This window comes from Nocardia sichangensis, assembly GCF_047200615.1.
Lineage (GTDB): Bacteria > Actinomycetota > Actinomycetes > Mycobacteriales > Mycobacteriaceae > Nocardia > Nocardia sichangensis.
Genome location: NZ_JBJZOK010000008.1, coordinates 79,468 through 102,991 on the forward strand (window position 1 = coordinate 79,468; position 23,524 = coordinate 102,991).

Here is a 23,524-nt window from a genome sequence, read left to right on the forward strand (position 1 = left end):
TCACCTGCTCGCCTCCCCCGCGCCGGGAAGGTTGTCGAAACGTCGGTTGGTGTTGTGGACGTCCGCGGCCCGTTCGGTCGGGGTGAACACCATCCGGAATGGGATTCCTGGCTCGTTCGCCTCACCGGTCTTCAGCAGGAAGCAGCCAGTGCCGGGCGGTGTTTCGCGCCGGGCCGGATCCAAGTCGTCGTCGCTGGGCGGCCGCGGCGCAGCCCACGAGGTGACCAGAAGCTTCTCGGTGTCGGTGATGCCGACCGCCGCGCGGATGCGGTTGATCTCTTCCGGGCCCACGGGTCCGATCAGCTTTGCCCGTGCTCGTTCGAAGAACCCGAGGGCTTTCGCCTGCGCGGACGGGGAGTCGAACGCGGCCAGGTCTTTGATGGTGTGGCTACACAGGATCAACCCCGTGCCCAGCGTCCGGTTCAACCGAGTGAGGGCGTCGACCCGGTCGACCATGAACTCCCCCACCCCGAGGACACGCCAGATCTCGTCCATGACGACCTCGAACGTGCGTGGCGGCGCGAGCCCCGCGTCGGCGAGGGCATGGGCGGCGGCGACCGCGCCGAAACCTTCGCTCCAGCACACCATCAACACCGCGGCCAGCAGTTTGGTGTCGCCTTCGGGGATACGGGAGACATCCACACACACCGCCGGACTGCCGAGGTCCAGCCGGGTGGTGGTGGGCCCGTTGAAGATCGCCCCGAACGGACCTTCGACCAGCGCCCGCAACGAGCGGCGCAGGGTTTTGGTGCTGGCACGGTAAGCGGTCTCGTCGTCCTCTTCGGCGAACTGGCGCAGTTGTTCGGCACCACCGGAGATGACGTCGAGCAGGTCCGACAGCAGCGGCGGGCGCTGATAGGTGAAGCCGCCCGTGGGGCTGTAGAGCTGGCGCAGCCCGGCGGCCAGCAGCACTTCTTCGTAGTCGGCAACTCGGGAGCCGCGCACGAGCTCGATCAGCCCGGCGACGATGTTGACTTGGCCGGCTTCCACGCGAGCGGCGACTTGGCGGCGCTGGTCCGGGTCGGTGAGCTGTTCGACCACGGCACCGAGAGCGCCGACGTCGAGAGGATTCACGGTGCCGTGGCCATAACCGACATCAACGACCTGACCACCCAACTGTTCGACGAGGTCGCGGTAATCGGGTTTGGTGTCGCCCATGCACAACACGGTCTCCCCGGCCGCGACCGCGCCAGTAACCATCCGCCGGATCAACGACGATTTTCCGAACCCGTTGAGCGCAAGCACAAACACGATCGGCGCGGTGATGAACCCTTTGAGGAACCAGGACATCGGGTCGAAATGCACCGGTGTGCCGGTGATGTAGTGCGCCCCGACAGGGGTGCCGACGGTCGGAGCGCTGGCACCGACGGCAAACGGCCACAGCCCGGCGACCTGCACAGTGGTCGCCCGCCATTCCGGGGTGGTTGCCACGACGGCGGCGCGGCCGCCGCCGAGCCCGCGATACCCGCGGTCGGACAGACTCGCCAGCGATCGGTCGAAGCCATCCCCGCCACGATCTCCCGCGAGGCGGGCAGCGGTGGCGCGTCGATGATCATCGCTCGATATCGCCAGCCTCGCCCACCAACCGCGCAGGCCAGGCTGGACGGCTGCCGCCTGGATCGCGGCGCGCGCCGAAGGGGTGAGCACCCGCACCCCGGCGACGGTTTCGGTCCGGGCGGCCCGTACCGTTTTCTCACTGCGGGGTTTGGTCACGCCGACACCCGCTTGGAGATCGAGGTGTGCTCGGGCAGGATCAGTCCGATTCCCAAGCTGGCAGCGAAGGCGGCGGCTTGGGTGCCGTAGCAGCGGCGCACACTCAACCGAGACGCCGCGGCCATCCCCTTCACCGACGCTTCGATTCCCGGTAGGTCGCCGTCGAGGTTGTCGGTGACGGTGACCAGGATCCCGAAGCGAGTCAGCCCGGCGCCGCGGGCCTGTTCCTCGCGGGCGGCTTGGGTGTTTCCCACCCGGATCCGTGCCGACGCCGAGGCGATGCCGCGTTCGGTCTGCTCGGCCGCGACCGCGTCACGGAAATCGGAGTCGACAAGAGTGGTGGCCTCGGCCGCCGAATGCAACCGGTACACGATCGCGACCCGCTTGCGTGGCACATCCGCGCGGGGGCGCAGCAGCTCCTCGAGCACGGTCTCCATCACCGCGCCGCGTGGCGCGGCGTCCATCTCCCACGTGATCGAGCGGGCGCCGTCGTGGACATAGTGATCCCAACGATCCTGATGCGCGAGCGGACCGACGGAGTCCCACGACTGCGTGCTGGTGATCGCTGGGCCAGCGGTTTCAACATCGCGTTGAGCGGCGAGGTCGTAGCGGCTGCGCACCAGTCCGAGGACCTCCCATGCCTGCAGGGGGGTCGCGGGAAGTCCCGCGCGGGAGAGTTGGGAGAGCACGCCTTGCAGGCGTTGCCCGATCTCGCGGGCCTGCTCGGCGTCGTCGCGGCGGCCTTTGCCGATGGCGCGGTAGGTGATCGCGATCCGGGCTTCGATGTGCACTCCGACCCCGCCGATATCGGCGGCGGCTTCCCGCATCACCGCCTGCGCATAGTCCGGCGCGACCTTGCGGACCAGGCGGGCGACCTCCCGTGTCTGCTTGAGGCGGGTTTCGACCACGTTCTCCAGCACCGAGCACACCGCGACCACTTCTCCGCCACGGCTTTGGGTGGCCAGGAACTGGCCGTAGCCTTCGACCCAGGCGTCGATCTGGGCTTGGTCGACCAGCTCCTTGCCGCGCGGGATCACCTTCAACACAACCGAGTAGTGGTCGCTGCGACGGATGTGGAGCATCGCGAACCGCTTTCCGCCTGCCGTCTCGTACTCACTCAGTCGCGAATCGGCCAGGAGTCCAGGAAGTTTGGCGATTCCCGGAAGCCGTGAGAATCGTCCGGCGCGGTAAAGGTGTTCGCCGCGGGCGCGGGCGGCGGCGAACTGGACCCGCAACAAGACGATCTCCCAGCCGGTGCGGCCGTCGTGGGTGACTGCCAGCGGGGTGAACACCACCGCGCTGCCGAGGATGAGCACCCCGGCCGCCAGCAGGGATCGGGTGATCAAGAACCCGACCATCACCATGATGATCAACCCGAGCCCGAGCATCGACACGCCCCAGGTCAGACCGAAGAACCCGGCGGAACGGGGACGCTCCCAGCGGCCATACATGCGTGCAGTCATCGACGCACCTCCCCCGGCCCCAAAGCATCCGGGTCCAAACTTGTCGCGGGTGCCTCACGGGTCTGGCTCTCGATTGCCGAGACGGTCTGCTGTGCAGCGTCTTCGACCATCTGCGCGCCCACCACCGCTCCCGCGCCCGCAGCACCGGCGGCTTCCCCAACACCGCTGCCTGCACTGGACGCCGTCGTCGGCTTGCCAGCCCCGGACGTGGCAGGACGACCTCCACCGCCGCGGTCGGACGAAGCGCCTGGACTACTGCCGCTGGTGCCAGCGCTATTGGATGCGGGGTTCGTGCCACCATCGCTGCCGGGCATCGGGCGGCCACCGCCGCCTCCGCCGCCGCCGGACGGGCCGGCAGGAGGAGGTGTGCCCGGGGCCGGGCCGCCAGGTGCGTTCTCGCCTTCGCTGACCTTGCGCGCATTCGAGCGTTCCCCCATCGCCGCCATGGCGATACCGGCGCCGCCACCGGCCAGCACAGCTGCCGTACCACCCCCACCACCGAGAGTTGCCACAGCTGGGGCGACCAACCGGATCAGCGCGGGAAGCACGATCACGCTCATCACCAGCAGGATCAACCCGAGCAGGACCAGCTGCGGATCGTGTTGTTCCTCATGACCGATCACGGTGAACGCGATCGCGTAGACGAGTGCGCCGACCGGTTTGAACAGTACGAACGCCAGCGACCAGCTCAACAGCTTTTTGTATGCTTGTGACCCGGGACCAGTGCCCGACGCCGCAGCAGCCAGCGGAATTACCGCCACGACCAGGATCAGCAGCGCTTGCCGCACCACCAGCATCACCAGCTGGATGAGCGCGCTGATGGCACCGAGCAGACCTATCAACAGCAGCATGCCGGTGCCGAGCGAGGACCAGGTCTCGGTGTCGAACGCCGTCAACCGGTCGACGACGCCGTCGAAGTCTCCGCGGCTGGCGTCGAACAGGACCCAGACGGCGAAGGCATCACCAGCGCGGGTTCCGGCGGTGATCATCGCGGCGAAGGCCATCGACGAGAACACCGCCCGCGCCAACATCAGGAAGCTCTCCTGCGCCTCGCCCGCGACCCCACCCCGCTTGGCCAACGCCAACCGCGCGGCGGCGAACATGATCCCAGTCGTCAGCAACAGCACCTGAAGCCCACCGCTGTAATCACGGATCGCCGACAGCGCTGCACCGGGCTCACCTCCCGCGCCGGTGAGCTGCGGCGACGGGGTAGTGGTCCACCAGTTCATGACGAGCCGAAGCCCTTTGGCGAAACTGTCGAGCATCGCGTCGACGACGTTGTCGAGGGCGGAGCCTGCTGCGTCACTAGCGGCCTGGCCCAGTTGTTCACACGCCTGCTGGGGTCCCAGCGGTATATCGCACACATCCGAAGGTGGCAACGGAGGCAACTGCGCACGCCATGGCACAGCGTCATGTGGTGCCTGGGCAGAGAAGAATTCGGTCATGGTGTGGCCTTCCACGAGCCGAATCCGGCCAGAGTCGGTGTCGAAGTGCCAGGGCCCCAGAGTGTTTCGAGGTCGTCGGGCACTCGCACGCGCCAGTCGTCGTCGATCCAAGCCATCGGCCAGGTGGAGATGGTGTAGCCGAGCTCGTCGTGGGTGGCGAACTGCACGACCGCGAGGTCGTCGCGGTAGCCGGGCTGGATCCGCACCCCGTCGGGAACCACGACGTAGCGGGCGGCGCCGGGCGTGCGCTGACGGGAGCGGGCGAACCGATCCTGAAGCGGCTGTCCGCCGCCGTAGTAGCGTTCGCGCACCACCTGCTGCCACACCCCGTCCGGGGCCGCCAGAACACGCGCAAGGGCATCCGCTGCGGCCAGCGCCGCACCTTGGGGTGTGCGAGCGAACCCGGTCGCGATGCCGTGCTCGATGCGGGCGGGGCCGTCGCTGCCCGACACCGGCAGCGCGGCGCCACCCCAGCCGCGCTGCCATCGCATCCGGGCAGGTGAGGCGGTCAAGTAGTCCGGCCGGGTCGGGTCCGGGCGGGTGCTCGGATCCTGAGGAAGGGCCGAACCGGCGTCGTCGCCGGTGACTTCCAGGCGGTTGCCGAACAGATCGGTGGTCGGCGGCAGTGCCGGTGTGGACGGCGACTGGTCGGGAAACGTTCGCGTGGCCGGGGCACTCGAACTGCCGGGATCGGCGGGGCGGTTGGGGGCACCGTTGTCGTTGGTGACGGTCAGCACGAACACCGCGATCACGACGGCAGTGATGCCGGTGAGCAGGATGGTCAGCAGACGATGGGATTTCATGGGGTGTCGGGTCTCTTCTCAGCGCGGCGCGAGCGTGACGAGGTCGGGTGGCGGCACGGCGAGGCCGGCGACCGGCGCGGTGGTCGGGTGGTCGGGTAGCTGTAGGCGCCAGTCGTCGCCGTGCCAGACGACGGTGGTGGTGTTGCGGGTGACAGAGTTGTCGGGCTGGATGCTGTAGATGTCGACGTCGGTGGCGTCGAGGGTGTAGCGGGTGATCACATACCCGAGGACTTTCGGCGGGTCTTCGGTGATCGGGCCGGTGATTGAGATCTGGGCGCGCGCGGTCGCCCAGGCGTCGCGGCCCGCTCCGGGAGCGAGCATCCGCTGCCCGACCACAGACCATTGGCTGTCTGTGGCGATGGACATCCGCACTGTCGCCTGGATGGCAGCCAGCGCGGCACCGGCCGGAGTCCGGTCGAACCCGGTGGCCACCGGCCCGTCGATGCGGCGGGGACCTTCTTCGGCGACCGGTAGGTCGACGCCTTGAAACGGCTGCCACCGCACTGCGGTAGGTGCGACGGTGGTGGCAGTGGAGCCGTGGTCGGGTGCCGGGTCGCGGGTGTCGGCACTGCCGCAGGCAACCACACCGGCGGCAATCGGTCCTGTGAGGGCCAGGGCCGTCAAAGCGGCGATTCGTCGTGTGCGGGACGGGTGCACGTGAACGGTCTCCTCGGTTAGGTAGGTAGGACGGCGAGAGCCAGCGAGCTGGCCGAACCGAGCAGGACCGCGGCTGCCAGGGCGCCGACGAGTCCTTCGACGGCTTCCTCGCGATAAAGCCGAATCGCCAGCAGACCGCCGACCCAGACCACGCGGGCGATGCACAGCAGCAGCACGAACCACGCCAGCCAACCCAGTAGCTGTGTCAACGGCGAAAGCACCGGCGGGGGTAGCGGTTTAGCGGTCAGCATGGGCTGTGTCCTGTTGATGGGTGCGGTAGGCGACCTCGAGGGCGGCCAGGATCGGCTCGGCGGCCTTGACCGGTTCGACGTACGGAAGAGAGTGACCGGCGCCAGGGACGTTCTCGAAGTCCGCCCAGATCCGTTCAGCCAGAACTTGCGCGTGGCTCGGGGTGACGACGGGATCGAGATCACCTGCGACAACCCAGCTCGGGATGCTGCGCATCACGCTCGCGACCTTCGGGGTCAGAGTGATCGCGGCATACACGGCCAAGTCGTCGACGACTGAGTCCAGGTACTGCGGTGTCAGACCCACACCCCGCACGCGCGGGCACGGCCGGAGCGTCCTGGAGTGGCGCAGGTAGGCCCGTGGGTCGAGATACAGGTAGGCGTGGAGTTGCTCGATGAGATCGATGCCTCGCCGCCGCACTCGGCGTGTGGTCCATCGGCCGTCGACTAATGCTGGGACGGGGGGGAACTCTGCGCATCCGTTGAGCAGCACGACACCGGCCAAGCGGCGCGCGCGGTCCGGAAAAGTCGCGATCCATGCTTGCACCAGCAGCGACGCCACTGAATGCGCTACCAGCACCACCGCCCCGCTCGCCGCGGTCAGCACGGCGTCGAGGTCGCCGACGAGGGCGTCCATCGTGGCGCGGCGGCCGGGGCGGTTCGGGTCGCTGTGGCTTTGCCTGTGGCCGCGCTGGTCGTAGACGATCTGAGCGATACCGCCGACGAGGCGTTGGTGAAGGTATGCGGTCAGCGGATTCCAGTAGCTGGAGTCGGTGAGCGTGCCGTGGACGTAGACCACCGTCGCCAGCGCCGACGCTGGGCCCAGGTGGGCTCCCGATAGCCGCACCCCGTCGGGGCCATGAACGGTGAACGGCCGCAAGCAGTCGTCACCGCCCCCGGCCGGTTCTCGTCCGGCGACAACCGACTCTGCGGCGGTGGAGAACTGGGAATGAATTCGGATGTAGCGCATTACTATCCGCCTCCGGTGACGGCGGCGTTCATGATCTGACCTGCGCTGGTGGCGATGATGCCACCGACCAGCGCGCCCAGGATGATCTTGGGTGACTCGACCGCACCGCCGTGGAAGCGTTCCCACCCGAATTTGCCTCCGGCATAGATCAAGGCCCCGATTCCGGCGAGGGTGACGATCCAGGACAGGTAGTTGACGAGATTGACCAGCTTGTCCGCCCCGGGTGGGGTGGTCGGGGTGATCTGGATTTGCTGGGCGAGCACGGTGACCGCCCCGGTGACCGCGTAGACGGTGGTCATGGCGTTCGCTCCGAATCTGGTTGCGTCGCAGCACCGCTACGTGTCGCGGCGAGGTGGGTGATGATCTGAGTCCCGGCGTGGTGCACATCGGCGGGAACGGCTTCGGTCAACCGGGATCGGCGCGGCGGTTGTGGGCCGAACGGCACGTACTGCGCCAGGTCGGTGAGTTCGCAGCTGAGGAGTTCGTCGTGCCAGGCGATCTGGTAGACGTGCTCGACCAACTGGGCCACGACCGAGCGGTACCGGCGCACGACCATGGGGACTTGCCCTGGGCGCGCGGCGGTCAGCACGAGCCCGATCACCTGCACCCCGTCCGGTGCCAGCCCGGCGTGCCATTCACGTAGCCGGTCGGCGGCGGCGGTCAGGCCGGGCATGCACAATCGGGCGGCGACGATCACCCGCTGGGTTGTCCGGGGTGAGGCGGGCCAGGCCAGGCCGGTGTCGGCGGCTGGTGCCCACCACCGCGCCAGGGTGGAAGCTCCTGCACCGCCGTGCGCGCCGAGCACCGCGAACAACGGCGCATGCGCTCCCGTGGTCGGCAGTGGCGTCTCGCGCACCGGTGCAAGCTGTTCCGGCGCGGCGACCGTTCCCGCCTCAAGTCGCCCCATCACCCGGGGGCGGTCGTCTCGGTGAAGGTGTAGCGGTGCGGCCATCGGTCAACCCCGCTTCTGAATGTTGGTGATCACGACACCGGCGAGGTCGTGGCGGAGGTTGATCAGTTGCAGGTAGTCGATGCGCTCCCCGTCGGGGGACTGCTGGACCACGTGCACCTCCGCAGCGCTGCCAGCGATCGGGGTGATCGCGACGCAATGTGTGGTCCCGGCCGGGATGGAGGCGATGCCTGCGGCTAACGCCTCGACGGCGAGTCCGGCATCGGGGCCGACGAGCCGCATAGCTGCTTCAGCGTTGCGCTGGACGTAGTAGGCGTGCTCGAACGCCGCGATCACCCCAGCCACACTGCGGGTATCGCCCGCGGAGTCGGTGACCGTCTGCCCGGACAAACCCGTGCACGCACCGCTGAGGTGCGGCGTTGTCGCCGGTGGAGCTGCGGTCAGGGTTGGGATCGCCGTGACGGTATCCGGGGTGTCGGCGACCCAGCTGAAACCCAACCCGGCGAGCACGACAGCGCCACCGAGGCCGGTGGCGAGCCCGACCCACACGCGGCGCGGCACCCTCGTGCGCCTCCGCCCCGGCATGGGCCGTTGTGGTGAGGGCTGCTGCGGGTTGATCCATCGCCATTGCTCGCCATCGCGCTCCGGGTCGTGGGTCGTGTTCGGGAGTGGCGAGAGTGCGGTGGGTTCGGTCGGTTGCAGCCAGCCCCAGCCGTGGTCGCTGCTGGTGTCGGTGTGGGCTCGGTTGTGGGGCATCGTAGGTTTCACCTCCTTGGTGTGTGGTGGCGCGGGATTGTGGGCCCTTCGGGCGGGGTGCCAGGGGAGAATCAGCAGACAAGGCTTGGGTACGTCTGCGGATTGGGCGGGATCCGCCCGAAGGGGTCTTTACGGACCGCCGCTGGATGTCGGCGCCCCCGGTACGGCGGTGCTGGTGGCGGGTGCCGTCGTGGGTGCAGACGATGTCCACGGGGCGGTGGATTGTGGTGCGGCCGGGGGTGAACCGGTGGCCGCGAGGTCGCGGGCGACGGCGGTGAACCAGTCGGCGGTCGCGGCCAGCGCCGATCGGCCGGTGGATGTGACCGGTGTGGTTCGGTAGGAGCCGTGGCGGCCACTGGTGTCGCTGTATTGCGCGGCAGCGGCGAGGGTGTAGAGCTGCTGGTGGTCGGTGACGGTGCTGGTGATCGCGTCGAATGCCTCGTTCACCCAGCGGCTGGCCGTCTGCGGCGGTACCAGCTCGACCACGGCGGTGGCGAGTTTCGCGCCGAGGCTGGCGACGGCCGCCCACGGGTTGGCCAGTCCGACGGTCGCCAATTCGGTGATCGTTGCCGGGGTGAACACTTTCCGCGCGACCGTCACCACCGCGTTCAACCCGATGGTGCCGATTTTGAACAGCGCCGCGAGGGCCTCGCTCGGCCCCGGTGGGGCCGCGCCCGGGGTGGAGGCTTCGGCAAGCCGTTGCCCGAGCGGTTTCGTAGGCTGATACGACAGTTGATCCAGACTGGTCCCGGTGAGGTCCTCGTTGATCACGCCCACCGCGGTGGTGAACACCGTCGTGGTCAAGGCTTCGGCGATGATGGAGATCGCCGCGATCGGGTCATGCAGGTCCGAGCGGGCGGCGATGTTCGCGGCCGTGGTGGCCAGATTGTGTCCGGGTGGGGTGTCGCAGGTCGCGTCTCCGGCCACGCACAGGTCCGCGACGCGCCCTGTCAATGCCGCGTAGTCGCTCGACGCCGTCAGTGCGGCGGTGATCCCGGCGCCGGTCAACGGCTGGTTCAACAGCGAGATCGTGGCAACCCTGTGTCCCGTGGTTCCGGGTGCCGCGGACGGGGTGGTGCTGTCGGGCCGACCGGGCAGAACCGGGGTGTTCGTGGCGCGGTTCGGATTGGCCAACAAGGCGATCGCGGCGATGCTGTCCGGCCTGATGCGCGCGTTGCCTGTACCGACGCGTTCGGCGAACCGCGAGACCGCGGGTGCGCCGTGGGCGTAGCCGGCGGCGGCGATCTTCGTGTTCGGGCAGCGCGCTACGACTTCGGCGGCCATCTGTTCCAAACGCTCACCCGCAGCGCTGACCGCTGCCTCGTACGGCAATGCGCTGCCGTCGGATACGTACCCGTACGGGATGTAGGCGCGTTGCACCAGATCCCCCGCCGCAGCGGCCAGCGGGCCGAATACCTGCCCGAGCGCGCCGGAGTCGCTGTTGAGCCCGGCCTCCGGGGCAGCCTCTTCACTGCCCTGCACCCCGAACGCGTACAGGACCGGGCATGCCGTCCCAAGCGGCACGCCAGTGGTGTCCGCCTGTGCGGTGCTGACGACAGTGGTGAGCGAGACAGTAGCCGTCACGAGCATCGCCACGGCGGCGTGGCGCCGTGCACGAGTGCCGGTGCTGTAGCGGGGAGGCATGGGCGTTGACCTCGATTCGATCTGGTTGGGGGCCTGCCCGCACACACGGCGGGGGTCGTAGTGCGGGCAGGCGATTCAGGTGGTCTGCGGGGTGGGTGGGGTGGGGTGGCGTTGCAGGTAGCCAGCCAGCCGGACGATGGCCTCCGCGGCACCGTCTCTGGCGGCGCCCACATGACTGGTCGAGTACTCCCGCCAGCTCAAATCCATCCCCAAAGAGCGGTATTCGGCGAACAAACTGCGGCCGATCGCAACCGGCACTAGGGCGTCTTGGGTGCCGTGGTACAGGTGCACCGGCACCTGCGGGGCAGCGCGGCCGCTGGTCTCGTTGGCCAGCACATATCGCCAGATCGGGTCGTTCCACGGATCCGACCGCTCACACCAGCCGCCCAGGGGCTGATTGCGGTAGGTGAGCAACAGCTCTGCGGCGTCGAGCCCGTGAGCCTGTTCGACAGTCTCGCGGCCGGCATCGGTGAGCAGGTGCCCGTTCGGCAAGTGGGAGTACGCGCGACTGAGCCCGATGAGCCCGGCAACCGCCAGCCCCGCCCACGGCCCGCCGTCGATCCCCGCGAGGAGCGCGCCCGGATCGGCGACGACGCCCCCGGCGGCCACGCCCCGCAGATCCAGCTCCGGGGCATATTGCGGTTGTTGTTCGGCGGCCCACACCGCGTTGCGGCCGCCGTCGCCATACCCCCACACCACGCACGGCCCGGCGTCGCCGTGTTCGGGCAGGTGGCGGGTTGCGCGTGCTAGGTCGAGCACGGCGTGCGCGCCCGCGGCTCCGGCCAGGAACTGATGCGGACCCAGGCCCGTCATACCCAAGCACGGCCCGTCGGGAACAGCCACAATCCAGCCGCGCTCCAAAACTGTGGCGATGAAGTGAGATTCCGGCTCGCGGCCCTCGGCCAGCAATTGTGACGGCGCGCAGCGCCCCCCGAGACCGTGGAAGGACGGGCAGTACACCAGTACCGGGCCCGGACTGGTAATCCCGGCGACCGGGCTGGCGGTGATCATGGTGCCGGAGGCCGGGATCGGTGCCCGGGAACCCGTCGTGGCATACACGACTTGCCATGCCTGGCCCGCGCCCGCCAACCCGGGGAGGGTGATGGGGCGGCGGCGCAGAAGTTGTCCGGGCGGGGCGTCGATGCCGGTGACGGGGCTGGTGTAGAAGTCGTCGTCGTCGATCGAGATCGGATCGGTCACGGCTGGCCTCCTGCGATGTCGTGGGCGAGGGCGACCATCCAGGCGATGCCCGAGTTCAGCTGGCCGTTGACGGCGTAGTTGTTGTGCCGGGCGACGGTGTCTGCGAAACGCGCCCACACCGCGGGATCGACCAGATCGGCGTTGTCGGAGACCAACTGTCCCCATGCCGCAGCCAGCTGACCGGTCAGCTTGGGCAGCACCCCGAGCGGATTCGCCGCCACGATGGCGGTGATCTCGTCCCACCGCGCAGCCGCAGCCCCGATCTCCTCCGGGGCCGGTGCCGGATTGCGAGGATCAGCGGCATCCACCAGCCGAGCTGCCAGCGGCAACTGCGGGAGGTAGTCGATGTTGCCGCCACCGGCCTGGAAGTCGTTGAGTACCAGGGTGGTCCACGCCTCGCCCAGCGCGGCGGACAAAAGCCCATTGAGGGACCCGATCGCGGCCAGCGGGTCGCGGAGGTCGGCTTGGGCGGCAATCTCCGCCCCGACGCGCAGCACCGCCGCGCGGTCGGGCGCGGAACAGGCCAGGTCCCCGTCAGTGCAAATATCGGCGACCCGCCCGGCGAGTGCCCCGTAGCTGGTCGCGCCGTCGGCGATGCCACCCCCACCGGCGGGCGGGTTCGACATCAGTACCGCTGACACCGCCACCCCGCTCGTGCCCGGCGCAGGATCCGGGACCGTCTGCCCCGGACGCCCTGGGAAAATCGGCGCGCCCTCTGCGCGATCAGGATGGGCATACAGCGCGATCCCTGCGACACGCTCCGGGGCCACCGGTCCGACGCCGGAGCCGACATCGCGGGCGAACGACGACATCGCCTGCGCACCTTGCGAATATCCGATGCCTGCGAGCAACGTGCTGGGGCAGGTTTCAGCGATCTGCACCGCGGCGGCATCCAGCTGGCGGCGGGCGTCGGTCACCGACACCGCATATGGTTCCGGGCCCCCGCCGGGCACCGCGCCACCGAAGCCCGCACCGTAGGGGATATAGCTGCGCTGCACCAGCCCGGGCGCCGCTGCCATGACCGGGGCGATGAGTGCGCCCACGACACCGGTGTCGGCGAGCGGATCCGCGGTGGGTGAGGACTGGCCGGTGCCCTGGACACCCAGCATGTACAGCGCGGGACATCCCGGACCGATCGGCACTGCCGCAGCAGTTGCGCTGCTGGTGGTCCCGGTGGCCACCCCGAGCGCGGCGGAGGCCGCGATCGCGGCGGCGATGGTGCGCCGGCGGCTCAACGACGAGAGGGTCATGGCTGCCCGACCCCCACTCCTGCGCCGAAGCCCGCACCAACGGTTCCGGCGGCGACCGCGCCGACCGCCGCGGCCGGGATGCCAGCGATCGCGGCGCCGGCAGCGGCGCCAGCGGCGGCGCCGAGCGCGGTTCCGGCGACGCCGGAGGTCACTTCGCCGATGACGGGTACCGGCACCACCGTGCCGAGCGCGGCGCCAGCGATACCACCGACGGTGCCGCCGATCAGGCCACCGACCACCGCGCCCGCGGCAGCAGCTGGGACACCGGCCACGGCAGCGCCGAGCGCGCCACCGATACCCGCGCCGGCGAGCGTGGCGCCACTGACGCGGTCGGAGCGCCCGGCGGGGATCCCGATCGAATCCAGCGCGGTCGCGACCTGTGCTTCGGCGTTCGCGGCGACGTCATTGATGACGTCCGCGTATTCCGGCGGCAGCCACTCCGGGCGCGGGGCCTGCCACTGACCGACCCGAATCGTGTTCTCCGGCGGCTCGATCGGTGCCACCGGCTCCACCGGCTCGGGCAGGTGCAGTTCCTCGATCCGGACCGGCTCCACCGGCTGCTCCGGCGGCGGCGCCGGCCGCGACGGCGCGGCGTTGCGGACCTCCGGCGGCTGCGAGTAGTACACCGGAGGCGCGGGCTCCGAAGGCGCGGGTACCGGCTCGAGCTCCGGTGCCGGTGCCGGTGGTGGAGGCGGCGGCGGTGTGGTCGTGCCGGGCTGGGCGGGGCTGGTCACACCGGGCTGATCGGCGATCACTGCCGCTGTATCGGCAGCGTGCGCTGTGGTGGCAGCCGCCAGCATCATCGCCAGCGGCACCGCACCGGCAAGCAGGGCACGGCTGCCGCAATGGAGGTTGGCGGGTGTGCGATATCGTTCTGCCGCCGTGGTTCTGCGGCGGACGGACGCGGTCTGTCGACGGGTTGTCCTGTTTCCGTGCATGCGAAATAAACCCTTTTCATCATCAGGGCGGGTGAGGGAGGTTGCTGCGTGGACGCGATGAGCCGGGCGGCGGCTCGCTGCGCCTGCCAGAGGCCGATCAGCCTCTGGCAGGGCGCTTCTCAGGCGGTTCGCGTCAGATGAAGGGCAGGATGAGCGCCAGTGCCTGCGCTGCCACGGACAGGCCGTTCGACAGCACCGACAGTACGGCGTTCACCCCACCCAGTATCACGAAGGGGTCCACGGTTTGTTCCTCTCGTTTGGTTCGGACTTGCAAACCAATCCAAACCTTGAAAACCGCTGGAAGGCTAGGGTTTTGCCTCTCCTACTTTTAGGTGAGAGCGAAACTGTCAAGGCGCTTTTCAGCCGGTATGCAGTGGGTTTGCCACCCGTTTGACAATCAGACTGGCAAAGAAAGTTTTTTGGCACATCTACCGTCGGCGGCGGTGAATCATGTCGACCGCTCGACGAAGCATGCTTCGGGCCAGCTACTTACAGGCGTAGTTGAATGTTTAATTGCCTTGCCGAGCACCGTGCGTTCTGGTAGGAAGAAACGTTCGACCCGGTGAGCAACCTTTCATCGTATCGCCCGCTCGCCATGTGACGGAAGACACCATATGGGGGCCATTAAGCATGACTCGAGCTACCACACGTCGTTCCTCCGGCAGCGCCGCAGACAAGCCGCTGCCGCGTATCCCGACCCTGGGCAGCACCTGCCTGCTGATCCGGGAAGACCTGGGGCTGTCGCGCAACGGTGCCCAGCAGCGTCACGGCATCAGCCCGTCCCACCTGTTCAACATCGAGCACGACCGCTATGTGCCGACCTTCGAGACGCTGGAGAAGATCATCTCCGGCTACCGGCTCGATGCGATGATGGCGCGGCACCTGCGCGAACTACGCGCTCCTGCCGAGCATCTCGCTCCAGCTGACAAGTTGCGCGAGTGCGTGACCGCCAACGACGCGTTGATCGAGCACCTGCACGACCTCGAACAACGCGACATTCTGGCCGCTTACGTCGACCCGGTCTGGAATGTGCTGGCCTGCAACGATTCCTTCCGCGCGGCGTTGCCTGGCCTGGACAAGACCGAATGCATTCCGACCTGGCTGTTCAGCTCGCACGCGCGCCCCGTCTTCCCACAGAACCCCAAAGAAGCGGCCCACTCCGTGGCCACTCTCAAGGCCGTCTTGGGTCGTTACCGCGACTCCGAACAAGCCCACGACCTGATGCGTCAGCTACGCCCGCACAAGGAGTTCCAGCGGCTATGGACGTCCAGCATCCGCGTGGCCTACGGCCGCGACACCAACGAACTGTTGCACATGCGCGACCCCGAGACCGGCGAGCTGGCCTCCTACCGGCTCAGCGTCGCCGACGTCAGCCAGAGCCAAGACGTCCTGCTGCTCACTGCCATTCGCAAGCCCTACTCCGGCCCTCCGGTCACCTAGCCGCCGGACGATACCGACACGCGCACGCGACACGCCTAAGCTGGCGGCCGCAGGCGCGTTTTTCCGTTGAGGAGATGATCTTCCCTTCCATCGTGCATCAGCCAAGTCCGAGCCCCTCGACACCTTGCCCCTGCTCCAGGGGCAAGGTGTTGGCATCGATCATTCGCATCAGCGTCGAAGGCCGCTGGAGCCTCAGCTGTCGACGACACAGATCTCGTCATTGCCTATTTGCTGGCGAAGTCGACACGAAATACGCACCCGCTGACAGAAGCGATTCGCTGGGCCTATCGCACACCGTTTGTTTCCTTTCGGGAGTTCGACATGACAGACGACGCAGACAGTCCACCGCAACCACCGAATGTTCCCCACGAACCGACTTATCCGATCGCCGTCGGTGCTCGTGCGCTGCGCAAATCGCGCCGTTGGTACGAGGAACAACTCAAAGCCGGACGGCTGCCCGGCCATAAAGCAGGCCGTACCTGGTTCTTGACCGCCAGCGACATCGCCGCCGCGATCGAGTCCACCAGCCGCCCTGCCAAATCAGCCTCGAGACCCGACACCCCCGCATCAGACGCTTCCAGCCGGCCGCGCGCCACACGACGGCGGGCCACCCGCCGACGGCGGGCGATACCGCCACAATCCGAGCAACGATGACACACCAACAGCACCGCACTGAACGGCCGATTCCAGAGCGGAACACATTGCCCACGGACCGAGGGCTCCCTGCGGCAGCGGTGACCTTCATCCCGATTACCATCCGGCCCCGGATGTGTCGCCTGTCACTTCCATCGATGGCGCTGTCCGCAGAGCGATTAGGCTGTGTGCCAGCCGGATTCATGGGCGCGGGGAGGTTCGGGTGATGGGGAATGTAAACCAGGAATCGGACAGACCGCACCCCGCGCGGATGTACGACTACTTCCTCGGCGGCACGAACAACTACGACGCTGATCGCAGCGCGGCAAAAGAAATCCTCGGCGTATGGCCCACAATCCAAGTCGCGGCGCGCGTCAACCGGGCGTTCATGCAGCGCAGCACCCAGTTCCTTGCGTCCGCAGGAATACGACAGTTCCTCGACATCGGCACCGGAATCCCGACCGAGCCCAACCTGCACCAGATCGCCCAGAACCTCGCGCCCGACGCACGCATCGTCTACGTCGACAACGACCCGATCGTCCTCGCACAGTCACATGCCCTGATAGCCAGCCACCCCGACGGCGCCACCGCCTACCTCCACGCCGACGCCACAGACCCTGACTCGATCCTGCGCTCCCCGCAACTACGCGACACCATCGATCTATCCCAGCCGGTCGGACTATCGCTGATAGCGCTGTCGCACTTCATCGACGGGGACGCCACACAGCTGGTCGGCACCTACCTCGACGCCTTCGCACCCGGTTCCTATGTCGTGATCTGCCAAGTGACCGGAGACTACGACCCTGCCCAAGTGGCGGTCGTCCGCGAGATCTACCGCGCCCGAGGTATCAACGCCCGCGAACGAAACCGCGAGGAGTTCGCCGCGCTCTTCCACGACCTCGAACTCGTCGAGCCCGGCATCGTCCCACCCCACAGGTGGCGGCCCAACGGCATAATCTCACCACCGGAGTCTCACGATGCGAAAGTCTCGTGCTATGCCGCCGTCGGCCGCAAGCCCTGACCGGCGCAACCGTCCTATCGCTTCCCTTCGGGGCGCCTGCTCTCCCATCGCCTCGGTCTCGAGCGGCCAAGGCATTTCCGGATGCGTCATGACATTTGAAGCCTAGATTGCGGCTGCATGGGGGATGGCACGCGGGCGACTTACCTGGCCCGTCCCGGAAGCCAGCCCGCGACTAGAACTTGTACTTAAACGGGTCAAAGCCATTCGCTGAGGGGGGCGATGGGCAGGGCCGCCGCAGGCAGCGGGGGTGAGAGGCTCGAAGCGGGCGGGCCGCCGCGACGAGCTGAAGAATCACATCAGAGCCGATGTCGCGCTTGGCTGCGAGGACCTTCAGCGCCTCCTCGACGCCGACCTTGTCGATGAGTTCGGCCCACCACTGGGCCTCGGCGTACTCCTCGAAGGTCTCCGACGATTGACGGCGCTTGCGATCGGTGTCGCGGTAGTAGAAGTAGACCTGCCAGGCGACGCTGCCGTCGCTGCGGGGCCGCGGGCGGGGTGTGGAGGCCATGGTGCACCTTCCGGTTGTCGGAAGACACGTCGCCTGAGAAGCGGTTGATGACGGCGATGATGACACCAGGTCCGTTCCAGCGTACCGGAACCGCCGTTGACCTGACCTTTCCTTGGAGCCGCCTGGGGGAATCGAACCTTTTGGCCCATTAAACCACCGGGTATGCAAGTCACGGGCCTGTCAGCGATGACATTTGAACAGTGGTTGGTGAAGCTTCGAACGGACCCGGGATCCGCCAAGTGGCATGTGGCTGCCCAGATCGCCCACGACTGCAGCGGCTCACACCCGAGCCCTCTGAAGGTTCGGTCGCCATCTTCGGCGGGCCAGGGAGTCGGCACACCGACAATCCCAACGAAAGCTATTCTCCGGCAATCCTCAGATGGCTAGCTGAAGATCTGACTTCTCCCTGCAAGGACCTCGGAATCCGAACGAGCCCCGAACCGGTCTGCGGCGGTTCGGGGCTCATTCAGGGGTATTCGCGCCTACCGTCCGATCGCTCACACAGTTGACGGCTCGAATCTATCCCGTCTTTATCGCATTTGGGAAATTCGCTGTCGCGCTGACACGTGGGCGGTCGCGGCTCAGGCGACGGTGCTGAGCATGCTGGCGCGTATTCTGGGGAGTCGGCCCGCGATGACCTGTGCGGCAGATTCGCTAGCTTTGCGGTCGTTGTGGCCGTAGTAGCGGTCGGTGGTGTTGACCGATTCGTGCCCCGCATCGCGGGAGACGACGAAGATCGGAACACCGTCCTGCAGTTTCCACGAAATTCCGGTATGGCGCAGCGTATACGGGGTCAGGACCTTGCCGCTGAGCGTACGGATCGCGTGCTCGAACCGGGCAAGCAGATCTACCGGGTTGGCATCACGCCACAGTGCCTTGTTGCGCAGCAGCCTGCGATCCCTGCGCGCCAGCACGTCCAGGCGGCGCAGCGCGGGTTGCCAGCCGTTTTTGTAGAAGTGGTAGGCGGTGACCGGTGTGTCGTTGTCGGTGTGGAACAGCAAGCTGTCCCCCGGCCGCTCGAGATCGAGCCGCTGTAGGGTCTCGAGCGGCACGTTGACCGTCCGGATGCCGCGCTTGGACTTGGGTTTGCCGAGCACGAGCCTGCTGCCGCGGGCCTTCCACGCCTTGCTGATCCGCACCGCACCGGTGACCGGGTCGATGTCACGGACCAGCAGGGCACCGACCTCGCTGGGCCGTGCCATAGAGACCAGCCCGAATTCGGCTTGGGGGCGCCACCGCCGGCCCAGCAGCTGCTCGAACAGTTCCCATTCGTCGTTGTCGAAGATGTCGATCTCCGCGCGGTCGTGGCGCGGCAACCGCATCCCCGCGCAGGGGTTGTAGGGCAGCAACGGCACCGGCCGTTGCTCCACCGCAGCGCGCAGCGCCGCGCTGAGAAACGCATGTTTGTTGGAGATCGTCTTGGGTGAGTTGCCCTTGTCCTGCTGCAGGTAGACGATCCAGGCGGCGTCGGTGTCCTGGGTGACCGCGTCCAACGGGGCGCGTTCGCCGAAGAATGGGGTGATGTCGTTGCGGATGTAGGCGAGGTATTTGCGGCGGCCATCCTCTTGGACCCCGGTCAGCCGGTTGACGTACTTGGTCAGCCACTCGACCAGCAGCACGGTGCCGGATTCGGCGTCGTGTTCGGTGTCGAGGACCTTCAGGGCCTCGTTGATCCCGACACGGTCGATCAGGCCGGCCCACCACTGGGCCTTGGCGTAGTCGTCGAATGATTGCGAGGACTGACGGCGTGTGCCGTCGGTGTCGTAGTAGTGGAAGGGGACCTGCCAGTTGACCGTGCCGTCCTTGCGCGGCCGCGGGCGGGGCGTGGGCATCGGAGAAGCTCCTCGGTGTCGACGTCGGTCGACGCGTTGTGACCTCGAGAAGCGAAGTGGTGACCGCGGTGGTGACGCGGCACCGAAACAAGTGTACTGAAAGGGCTGATGACCTGGGGGTTCCACGCGGCCGGGCGGGGTGTCGATCCCTCCGCCCGGCCGCCCGGAAAAGCCCTGGTCAGCCGTCCGCCGGTGACCGCAGACCAGTGGTGGCCCGCAGCTCGCCGGGCAAGGCGTTCGGCAGCGGGCGGGCAGGCTCCGGCCGGAAACCGTAGTATCGGCGCACCATTCGCTCGTATACCCGGCTCGGGAGCAGCCTGCGGGTCCAGAAGGACAAGCGGACGTCACGGCCGCACAGGTAGGTCTGCCGTGGCCGGTCCGAGGCCAGGATCATCGCGACCTTGTCGGCCACCGCGGCGGCGGGCTGTCCCGCGGCCAAGTAGCCGCGTACGAGGTCCAGAACGGCGGCGCGGTCGTGGTCGTAGGCGGAGATCGGGCTCGACACGTGTCGCGCCGTGTCGATGATCGGGGTGACGGTCCATCCCGGGATGAGTACCGACACCTGGATGCCCGACCCGGCGGCCTCGATGCGCGCGGCTTCGCCGATCCGCTCGACGGCGGCCTTCGTAGCCGAGTACCAACCGCCGTATGGCTCGGCGACGGCGCCCGCTCCCGAACTGACGACGATCACGCGGCCTGCGCCTCGGGCGCGCAGCAACGGCAGCACCGCGCGCAGTACTCGGTGCGTGCCGAGGACGTTGGTGTCATAGAGCGCCGCGGCCTCCGCGGGCGTGGTCTCCTCGACCGCGCCGACGACGCCGTACGCCGCGAAGGTGACGACCGCATGGATGCTGCCGTGCCTGGCGTGCACGTCGCGAACCCAGCGGTTCACCGCCTCTTCGTCGCGCACGTCGACCCGGGCGATTCCGGACGCGACGACCCGGTCGCATCCCTCGACCGTGTACCCCAGCGCCGCAAGGCGTTCCATGGTGGCCGCGCCCATGCCGTTGGCCGCTCCGGTGACGAGCACCACCGTCACGCGGCACACACCTTCAGTACCCGCGGCAGAACCTCCAGCCGCGCCGACTCCACCATCGTGACCTCGCCGTCCAACTCCAGCGGCGCCGGACGATCCGGCCGCAGCTCCACGACCGAATCGCGATGGCATACCGCCAGCGGCGACCGCCGGAATCGGCCCGCGTACAGTCCCGCGACCAAGCCGAGCGTCCTGAGCTTCCCCGCCTCGGCCCAGATGTTCACATCGAACCGGCCGTCGGCGCGGGTGACCGCCGTGTCGTAGCGCATGCCGCCGGCGAAGTGCACGCTCTTGAGCACGCCGATGTTGGTGATCGGGGCCGCGTGGCTCCAGTCGCCGCCACGAACGGCGACGGGCAGCGGCCGATGGGTGGCAAGGGTGGCGAGTGCGGTGGCGATGATGGCGGCCTCCACGCTGCGCGACTTGAGCCAGCCGACCACCCCGGTGGCGTGGTTGAAGGAATGATTGCCCGCGGCGACCAGCCCCATGCTGGCGTTGAGCAGGAAGTAGCGCACCGCACGCGTGCCGTCGGCCAGCAGCACGCACGCCTTGCCCACGTCGACGAATTCGGCGCGCGCGGCGTCGACCCGCACCGGAACGGTGCCGATACGTCCGGTGCCGGGCACCGGTTTGTGGAAGTCGTTCGAACTGCCCAGCCCCACCGCGCCCAGTGCGCAGCCGGGAGCGCGCGGGTGGTCGGTTGCCGGGTCCATGAGCGCGTTCAGCACCAGGTTGACCATGCCGTCGCCGCCCGCGGCGACCAGCACCGGCGGCGGATCGGGCCGGGTGACGGCCGCGCGCACGAGGTCGGTGGCGTGCCCGGCGTCGGCGGGCAGTTCGACCGACAGGTGCGGGTGACGGGCGCGCAGGGCCGATTCCACCGGCTCCCAGCGCCGCAGCGCGGTACCCGCGTTCGCTCGCGGGTTCAGGACGACGAGCACGAATCCTCCTCGATGCCGAGCCATCGGCGTAGTGCGTGGTGATCCCCCACCGTGACCAGTCCGGTCCGGGCCACGGCCGGCGGTATGCCGGTGGTGGGCGGGCCGACCAGGAAGACCGGGATGCCCAGTTGCGCGGCGGGACCGTCGTGAGCCGGGTCGTTGCCGACCATGACGCAGTCACCCGCGGCCGCGCCCAACTGGTCGAGCAGTTCGCGATAGAACTCGAGCCGCGGCTTGGCGCGGTGCATGGTGTCACCGCTGGTGACGAAGGCGAACGAAGCGAGATCGATTCCGCCCCAACGGATCCTGGCCTCGACGGTGCTGCGCGGCCACAACGGGTTGGTCGCGACCACTTGCCGCGCACCCGCCTCCGCCAGCCCGCGCACCGTCGCCACCGCCGCCGGGCGCGGTGGGAAACACGCTCGCAGCCGCGCGAATTCGACCTCGGCCAACCGGGTGAGGCGGTCCGCGACCACGTCACGGCCGGTGCCGAGACGCTGGGCGAGCAGCAGCACCATCAGCTCCGTGTTGGTGTGGTCGCTGTCGTTGGCGCGCACGTCACCCAGCGTGCGGCGCAGCAGGGGCAGGAAGCGGTGCGGTGGGACGAGATCGCGGAACACCCAAGCCGCGCCCGCGGGCATCAGCGTCGCGAAGGTGCGCCGCCGCTGCCCGATCAACGTGCCGTCCAGATCCCACATCACGGTCGGCCGTGGGCTCATTCCTGGCTGTCCAGTACTGCTCGCAGGTCCGCTCTGGTCAGCCCGAGGCGGGCGGCGTAGTCGTCGATGCCGGGCGGCCGCGCACCGCCGAGCCCGGTGCGGGACCGAAGTTCCCCAGCGTATGCCGCGCCGAGGTCGTAGACCGTCTTGGCCAGCGCGGCGGGGAACAGCCACCGGCCGAGGTCACGCTGGAACACCCTGGTCAGACGGTAGGGCGCGACCAATCGGGCCCCGACGGCGGCCACCGCGCCCGGATCGCGCAGCGAACTCATCCTGGCCGCCTCGGCGCCGGGGACCAGGAGCAGCCCGGACCACAGCCGCGCGAAGCCGTCCAGCTTCTCCCGCGCGTCAGCGGTCATATTGAATTCGGTGTAGGCCTTCTCGATCCGGGAGGTGTGGGTGGAACGGCTGCGCAGCAACGTGTGCACGTCGGCGACCTTGCGCGCGGTGTCGGCGCGGGTGAATCGGTCCACGCGGGGCGCGATCCGGTCCAGCAGCGCCGCGAAGTCGGGGTTCGGCACCAGCCGGTGCGCGAGGGCGAGGGCGTGGTACATCAGGCCCTCGCTGCCCGCCGCCGCGATCTGAGCGGAAAGCAGGTCGTAGTCGAGGTCCGTGCCCGCGTATCGGGCCAGGTTCCAGATGTCGCCGAGTTCGCGTACGCCGGTTTTGTAGTAGGGCAGGTGGATGCCCAGATGGTGCAGGTTGTCCTCGTGCGCCATCGCCCACGCGGGTACGCCGTGGAAGTCGATGGGACGCACACGCTTCCATATCGCGGTGTAGTCGACCGTGTAGGGCGCCAGCGGCGTGATCAGGCCCCAGTGCGTGCCCACCACGAGCGCGCCGTCGCGCGAGACGAACGACGGCAGGTGGTGGGATCGCTCGGCCCGCGCCTTGGGCGGCTTGCCGAGCAGCTCGGAGGTCGCGAACAGGCCGAGTTCACGGTAGACCTCGACGGCCGTGTCGACCTGGTCCGGTTCCAGCAGGATGTCCAGGTCGTTCATGCGCTTGTAGCGCGGGTCGCGGTAGATCTCGGTGGCGAAGAGCATGCCCTTGAGCACCACGCAGCGCACACCGCGTTCGTCGAGCCGCCGCACCAGCTCCACCGCCCCGGCCAGGCGGCGGTCGTTGGCGGTCGCGATTTGCTCGGTGACGGCGTCGAACCGCACCCGGACCAGGGGCGGCACCAGCTCGTACACCTCGGCGGCGATCAGCGAGCGCCGCGCCAGCGGGACGGTCGCGTTGAGCTGTGCCAACTCGAAGAAGGCCGCCCAATCGGTGACCCGGTGGGCCAGCTCGACCAGTTCCGCGCGTTCTTCGCCGCTGGGTGCGGCCAGCGCGGCGTGTACCAGCAGCCGTTCGGCGTCGGTCCCGGCCGCGGCGATCACGGTGGCGGTCAT

Annotated in this window: 22 protein-coding genes; 2 read left to right on the forward strand and 20 right to left on the reverse strand. The window is 68.4% G+C overall.

Annotated features, from left to right (window positions below):
• The 14 genes from ACL03I_RS13530 to ACL03I_RS13595 form a co-directional block, all read right to left on the reverse strand.
• Entirely contained in the window at positions 1-1,713 is a 1,713-nt protein-coding gene (locus ACL03I_RS13530) for a hypothetical protein (RefSeq protein WP_412806110.1), read from the reverse strand.
• Positions 1,710-3,176, reverse strand: coding sequence for an SCO6880 family protein (locus ACL03I_RS13535; protein WP_412806111.1), 1,467 nt, complete (start codon positions 3,174-3,176; stop codon positions 1,710-1,712). Before ACL03I_RS13535 ends, ACL03I_RS13530 begins: the two co-directional genes overlap by 4 nt.
• The gene (locus tag ACL03I_RS13540; RefSeq protein ID WP_412806112.1) at positions 3,173-4,621 is read right to left on the reverse strand and encodes a hypothetical protein; all 1,449 of its coding nucleotides are present in this window, start codon (positions 4,619-4,621) and stop codon (positions 3,173-3,175) included. Before ACL03I_RS13540 ends, ACL03I_RS13535 begins: the two co-directional genes overlap by 4 nt.
• Entirely contained in the window at positions 4,618-5,424 is an 807-nt protein-coding gene (locus ACL03I_RS13545) for a hypothetical protein (RefSeq protein WP_412806113.1), read from the reverse strand. The genes ACL03I_RS13540 and ACL03I_RS13545 overlap by 4 nt, the downstream gene beginning before the upstream one ends.
• 18 nt (positions 5,425-5,442) lie before the next feature.
• A complete protein-coding gene (locus ACL03I_RS13550) occupies positions 5,443-6,081 on the reverse strand; it encodes a hypothetical protein (RefSeq protein ID WP_412806114.1) in 639 nt (212 codons plus the stop codon).
• Between the two features lie 17 nt (positions 6,082-6,098).
• Entirely contained in the window at positions 6,099-6,332 is a 234-nt protein-coding gene (locus tag ACL03I_RS13555) for a hypothetical protein (RefSeq protein WP_412806115.1), read from the reverse strand.
• Positions 6,319-7,299 carry an alpha/beta fold hydrolase gene (locus ACL03I_RS13560; RefSeq protein ID WP_412806116.1) on the reverse strand — a complete coding sequence of 327 codons (981 nt, stop codon included), beginning with the start codon at positions 7,297-7,299 and terminating at the stop codon, positions 6,319-6,321. Before ACL03I_RS13560 ends, ACL03I_RS13555 begins: the two co-directional genes overlap by 14 nt.
• Before the next feature lie 2 nt (positions 7,300-7,301).
• Positions 7,302-7,598 carry a hypothetical protein gene (locus ACL03I_RS13565; RefSeq protein WP_412806117.1) on the reverse strand — a complete coding sequence of 99 codons (297 nt, stop codon included), beginning with the start codon at positions 7,596-7,598 and terminating at the stop codon, positions 7,302-7,304.
• Positions 7,595-8,155 carry a hypothetical protein gene (locus tag ACL03I_RS13570; protein ID WP_412806118.1) on the reverse strand — a complete coding sequence of 187 codons (561 nt, stop codon included), beginning with the start codon at positions 8,153-8,155 and terminating at the stop codon, positions 7,595-7,597. The genes ACL03I_RS13565 and ACL03I_RS13570 overlap by 4 nt, the downstream gene beginning before the upstream one ends.
• A 99-nt stretch (positions 8,156-8,254) precedes the next feature.
• A complete protein-coding gene (locus tag ACL03I_RS13575) occupies positions 8,255-8,965 on the reverse strand; it encodes a hypothetical protein (protein ID WP_412806119.1) in 711 nt (236 codons plus the stop codon).
• A 129-nt stretch (positions 8,966-9,094) separates the two neighbouring features.
• The gene (locus ACL03I_RS13580) at positions 9,095-10,549 is read right to left on the reverse strand and encodes a cutinase family protein (RefSeq protein ID WP_412806120.1); all 1,455 of its coding nucleotides are present in this window, start codon (positions 10,547-10,549) and stop codon (positions 9,095-9,097) included.
• A gap of 135 nt (positions 10,550-10,684) precedes the next feature.
• Positions 10,685-11,809: a lipase family protein gene (locus ACL03I_RS13585; RefSeq protein WP_412806121.1), complete on the reverse strand. Its 1,125-nt coding sequence runs from the start codon at positions 11,807-11,809 to the stop codon at positions 10,685-10,687.
• Positions 11,806-13,044 carry a cutinase family protein gene (locus ACL03I_RS13590; RefSeq protein ID WP_412806122.1) on the reverse strand — a complete coding sequence of 413 codons (1,239 nt, stop codon included), beginning with the start codon at positions 13,042-13,044 and terminating at the stop codon, positions 11,806-11,808. Before ACL03I_RS13590 ends, ACL03I_RS13585 begins: the two co-directional genes overlap by 4 nt.
• An 11-nt stretch (positions 13,045-13,055) precedes the next feature.
• Positions 13,056-13,814: a hypothetical protein gene (locus ACL03I_RS13595; protein ID WP_412806123.1), complete on the reverse strand. Its 759-nt coding sequence runs from the start codon at positions 13,812-13,814 to the stop codon at positions 13,056-13,058.
• Positions 13,815-14,627: 813 nt separating this feature from the next.
• On the opposite strand from ACL03I_RS13595, the gene ACL03I_RS13600 reads away from it, so the two are divergent.
• Together ACL03I_RS13600 and ACL03I_RS13605 are read left to right on the forward strand one after the other, a co-directional pair.
• Positions 14,628-15,437: an MmyB family transcriptional regulator gene (locus ACL03I_RS13600; protein WP_412806124.1), complete on the forward strand. Its 810-nt coding sequence runs from the start codon at positions 14,628-14,630 to the stop codon at positions 15,435-15,437.
• 859 nt (positions 15,438-16,296) lie between these two features.
• On the forward strand, positions 16,297-17,091 hold the full coding sequence (locus tag ACL03I_RS13605) for an SAM-dependent methyltransferase (RefSeq protein ID WP_412806125.1): 795 nt from the start codon (positions 16,297-16,299) through the stop codon (positions 17,089-17,091).
• 172 nt (positions 17,092-17,263) lie between these two features.
• Here the strand turns inward: ACL03I_RS13605 and ACL03I_RS13610 are convergent, their stop codons facing one another.
• The 6 genes from ACL03I_RS13610 to ACL03I_RS13635 all read right to left on the reverse strand — a co-directional run bounded on the left by ACL03I_RS13610 (position 17,264) and on the right by ACL03I_RS13635 (position 23,524).
• Positions 17,264-17,599, reverse strand: coding sequence for a hypothetical protein (locus ACL03I_RS13610; RefSeq protein WP_412806126.1), 336 nt, complete (start codon positions 17,597-17,599; stop codon positions 17,264-17,266).
• A 581-nt stretch (positions 17,600-18,180) separates the two neighbouring features.
• The gene (locus ACL03I_RS13615) at positions 18,181-19,431 is read right to left on the reverse strand and encodes a tyrosine-type recombinase/integrase (RefSeq protein WP_412806127.1); all 1,251 of its coding nucleotides are present in this window, start codon (positions 19,429-19,431) and stop codon (positions 18,181-18,183) included.
• A gap of 178 nt (positions 19,432-19,609) precedes the next feature.
• A complete protein-coding gene (locus ACL03I_RS13620) occupies positions 19,610-20,470 on the reverse strand; it encodes an SDR family NAD(P)-dependent oxidoreductase (protein ID WP_412806128.1) in 861 nt (286 codons plus the stop codon).
• On the reverse strand, positions 20,467-21,408 hold the full coding sequence (locus ACL03I_RS13625; protein WP_355070713.1) for a diacylglycerol/lipid kinase family protein: 942 nt from the start codon (positions 21,406-21,408) through the stop codon (positions 20,467-20,469). Before ACL03I_RS13625 ends, ACL03I_RS13620 begins: the two co-directional genes overlap by 4 nt.
• Positions 21,393-22,127, reverse strand: coding sequence for an HAD family hydrolase (locus ACL03I_RS13630; RefSeq protein ID WP_412806129.1), 735 nt, complete (start codon positions 22,125-22,127; stop codon positions 21,393-21,395). Before ACL03I_RS13630 ends, ACL03I_RS13625 begins: the two co-directional genes overlap by 16 nt.
• On the reverse strand, positions 22,124-23,524 hold the full coding sequence (locus ACL03I_RS13635) for a nucleotidyltransferase domain-containing protein (protein WP_412806130.1): 1,401 nt from the start codon (positions 23,522-23,524) through the stop codon (positions 22,124-22,126). Before ACL03I_RS13635 ends, ACL03I_RS13630 begins: the two co-directional genes overlap by 4 nt.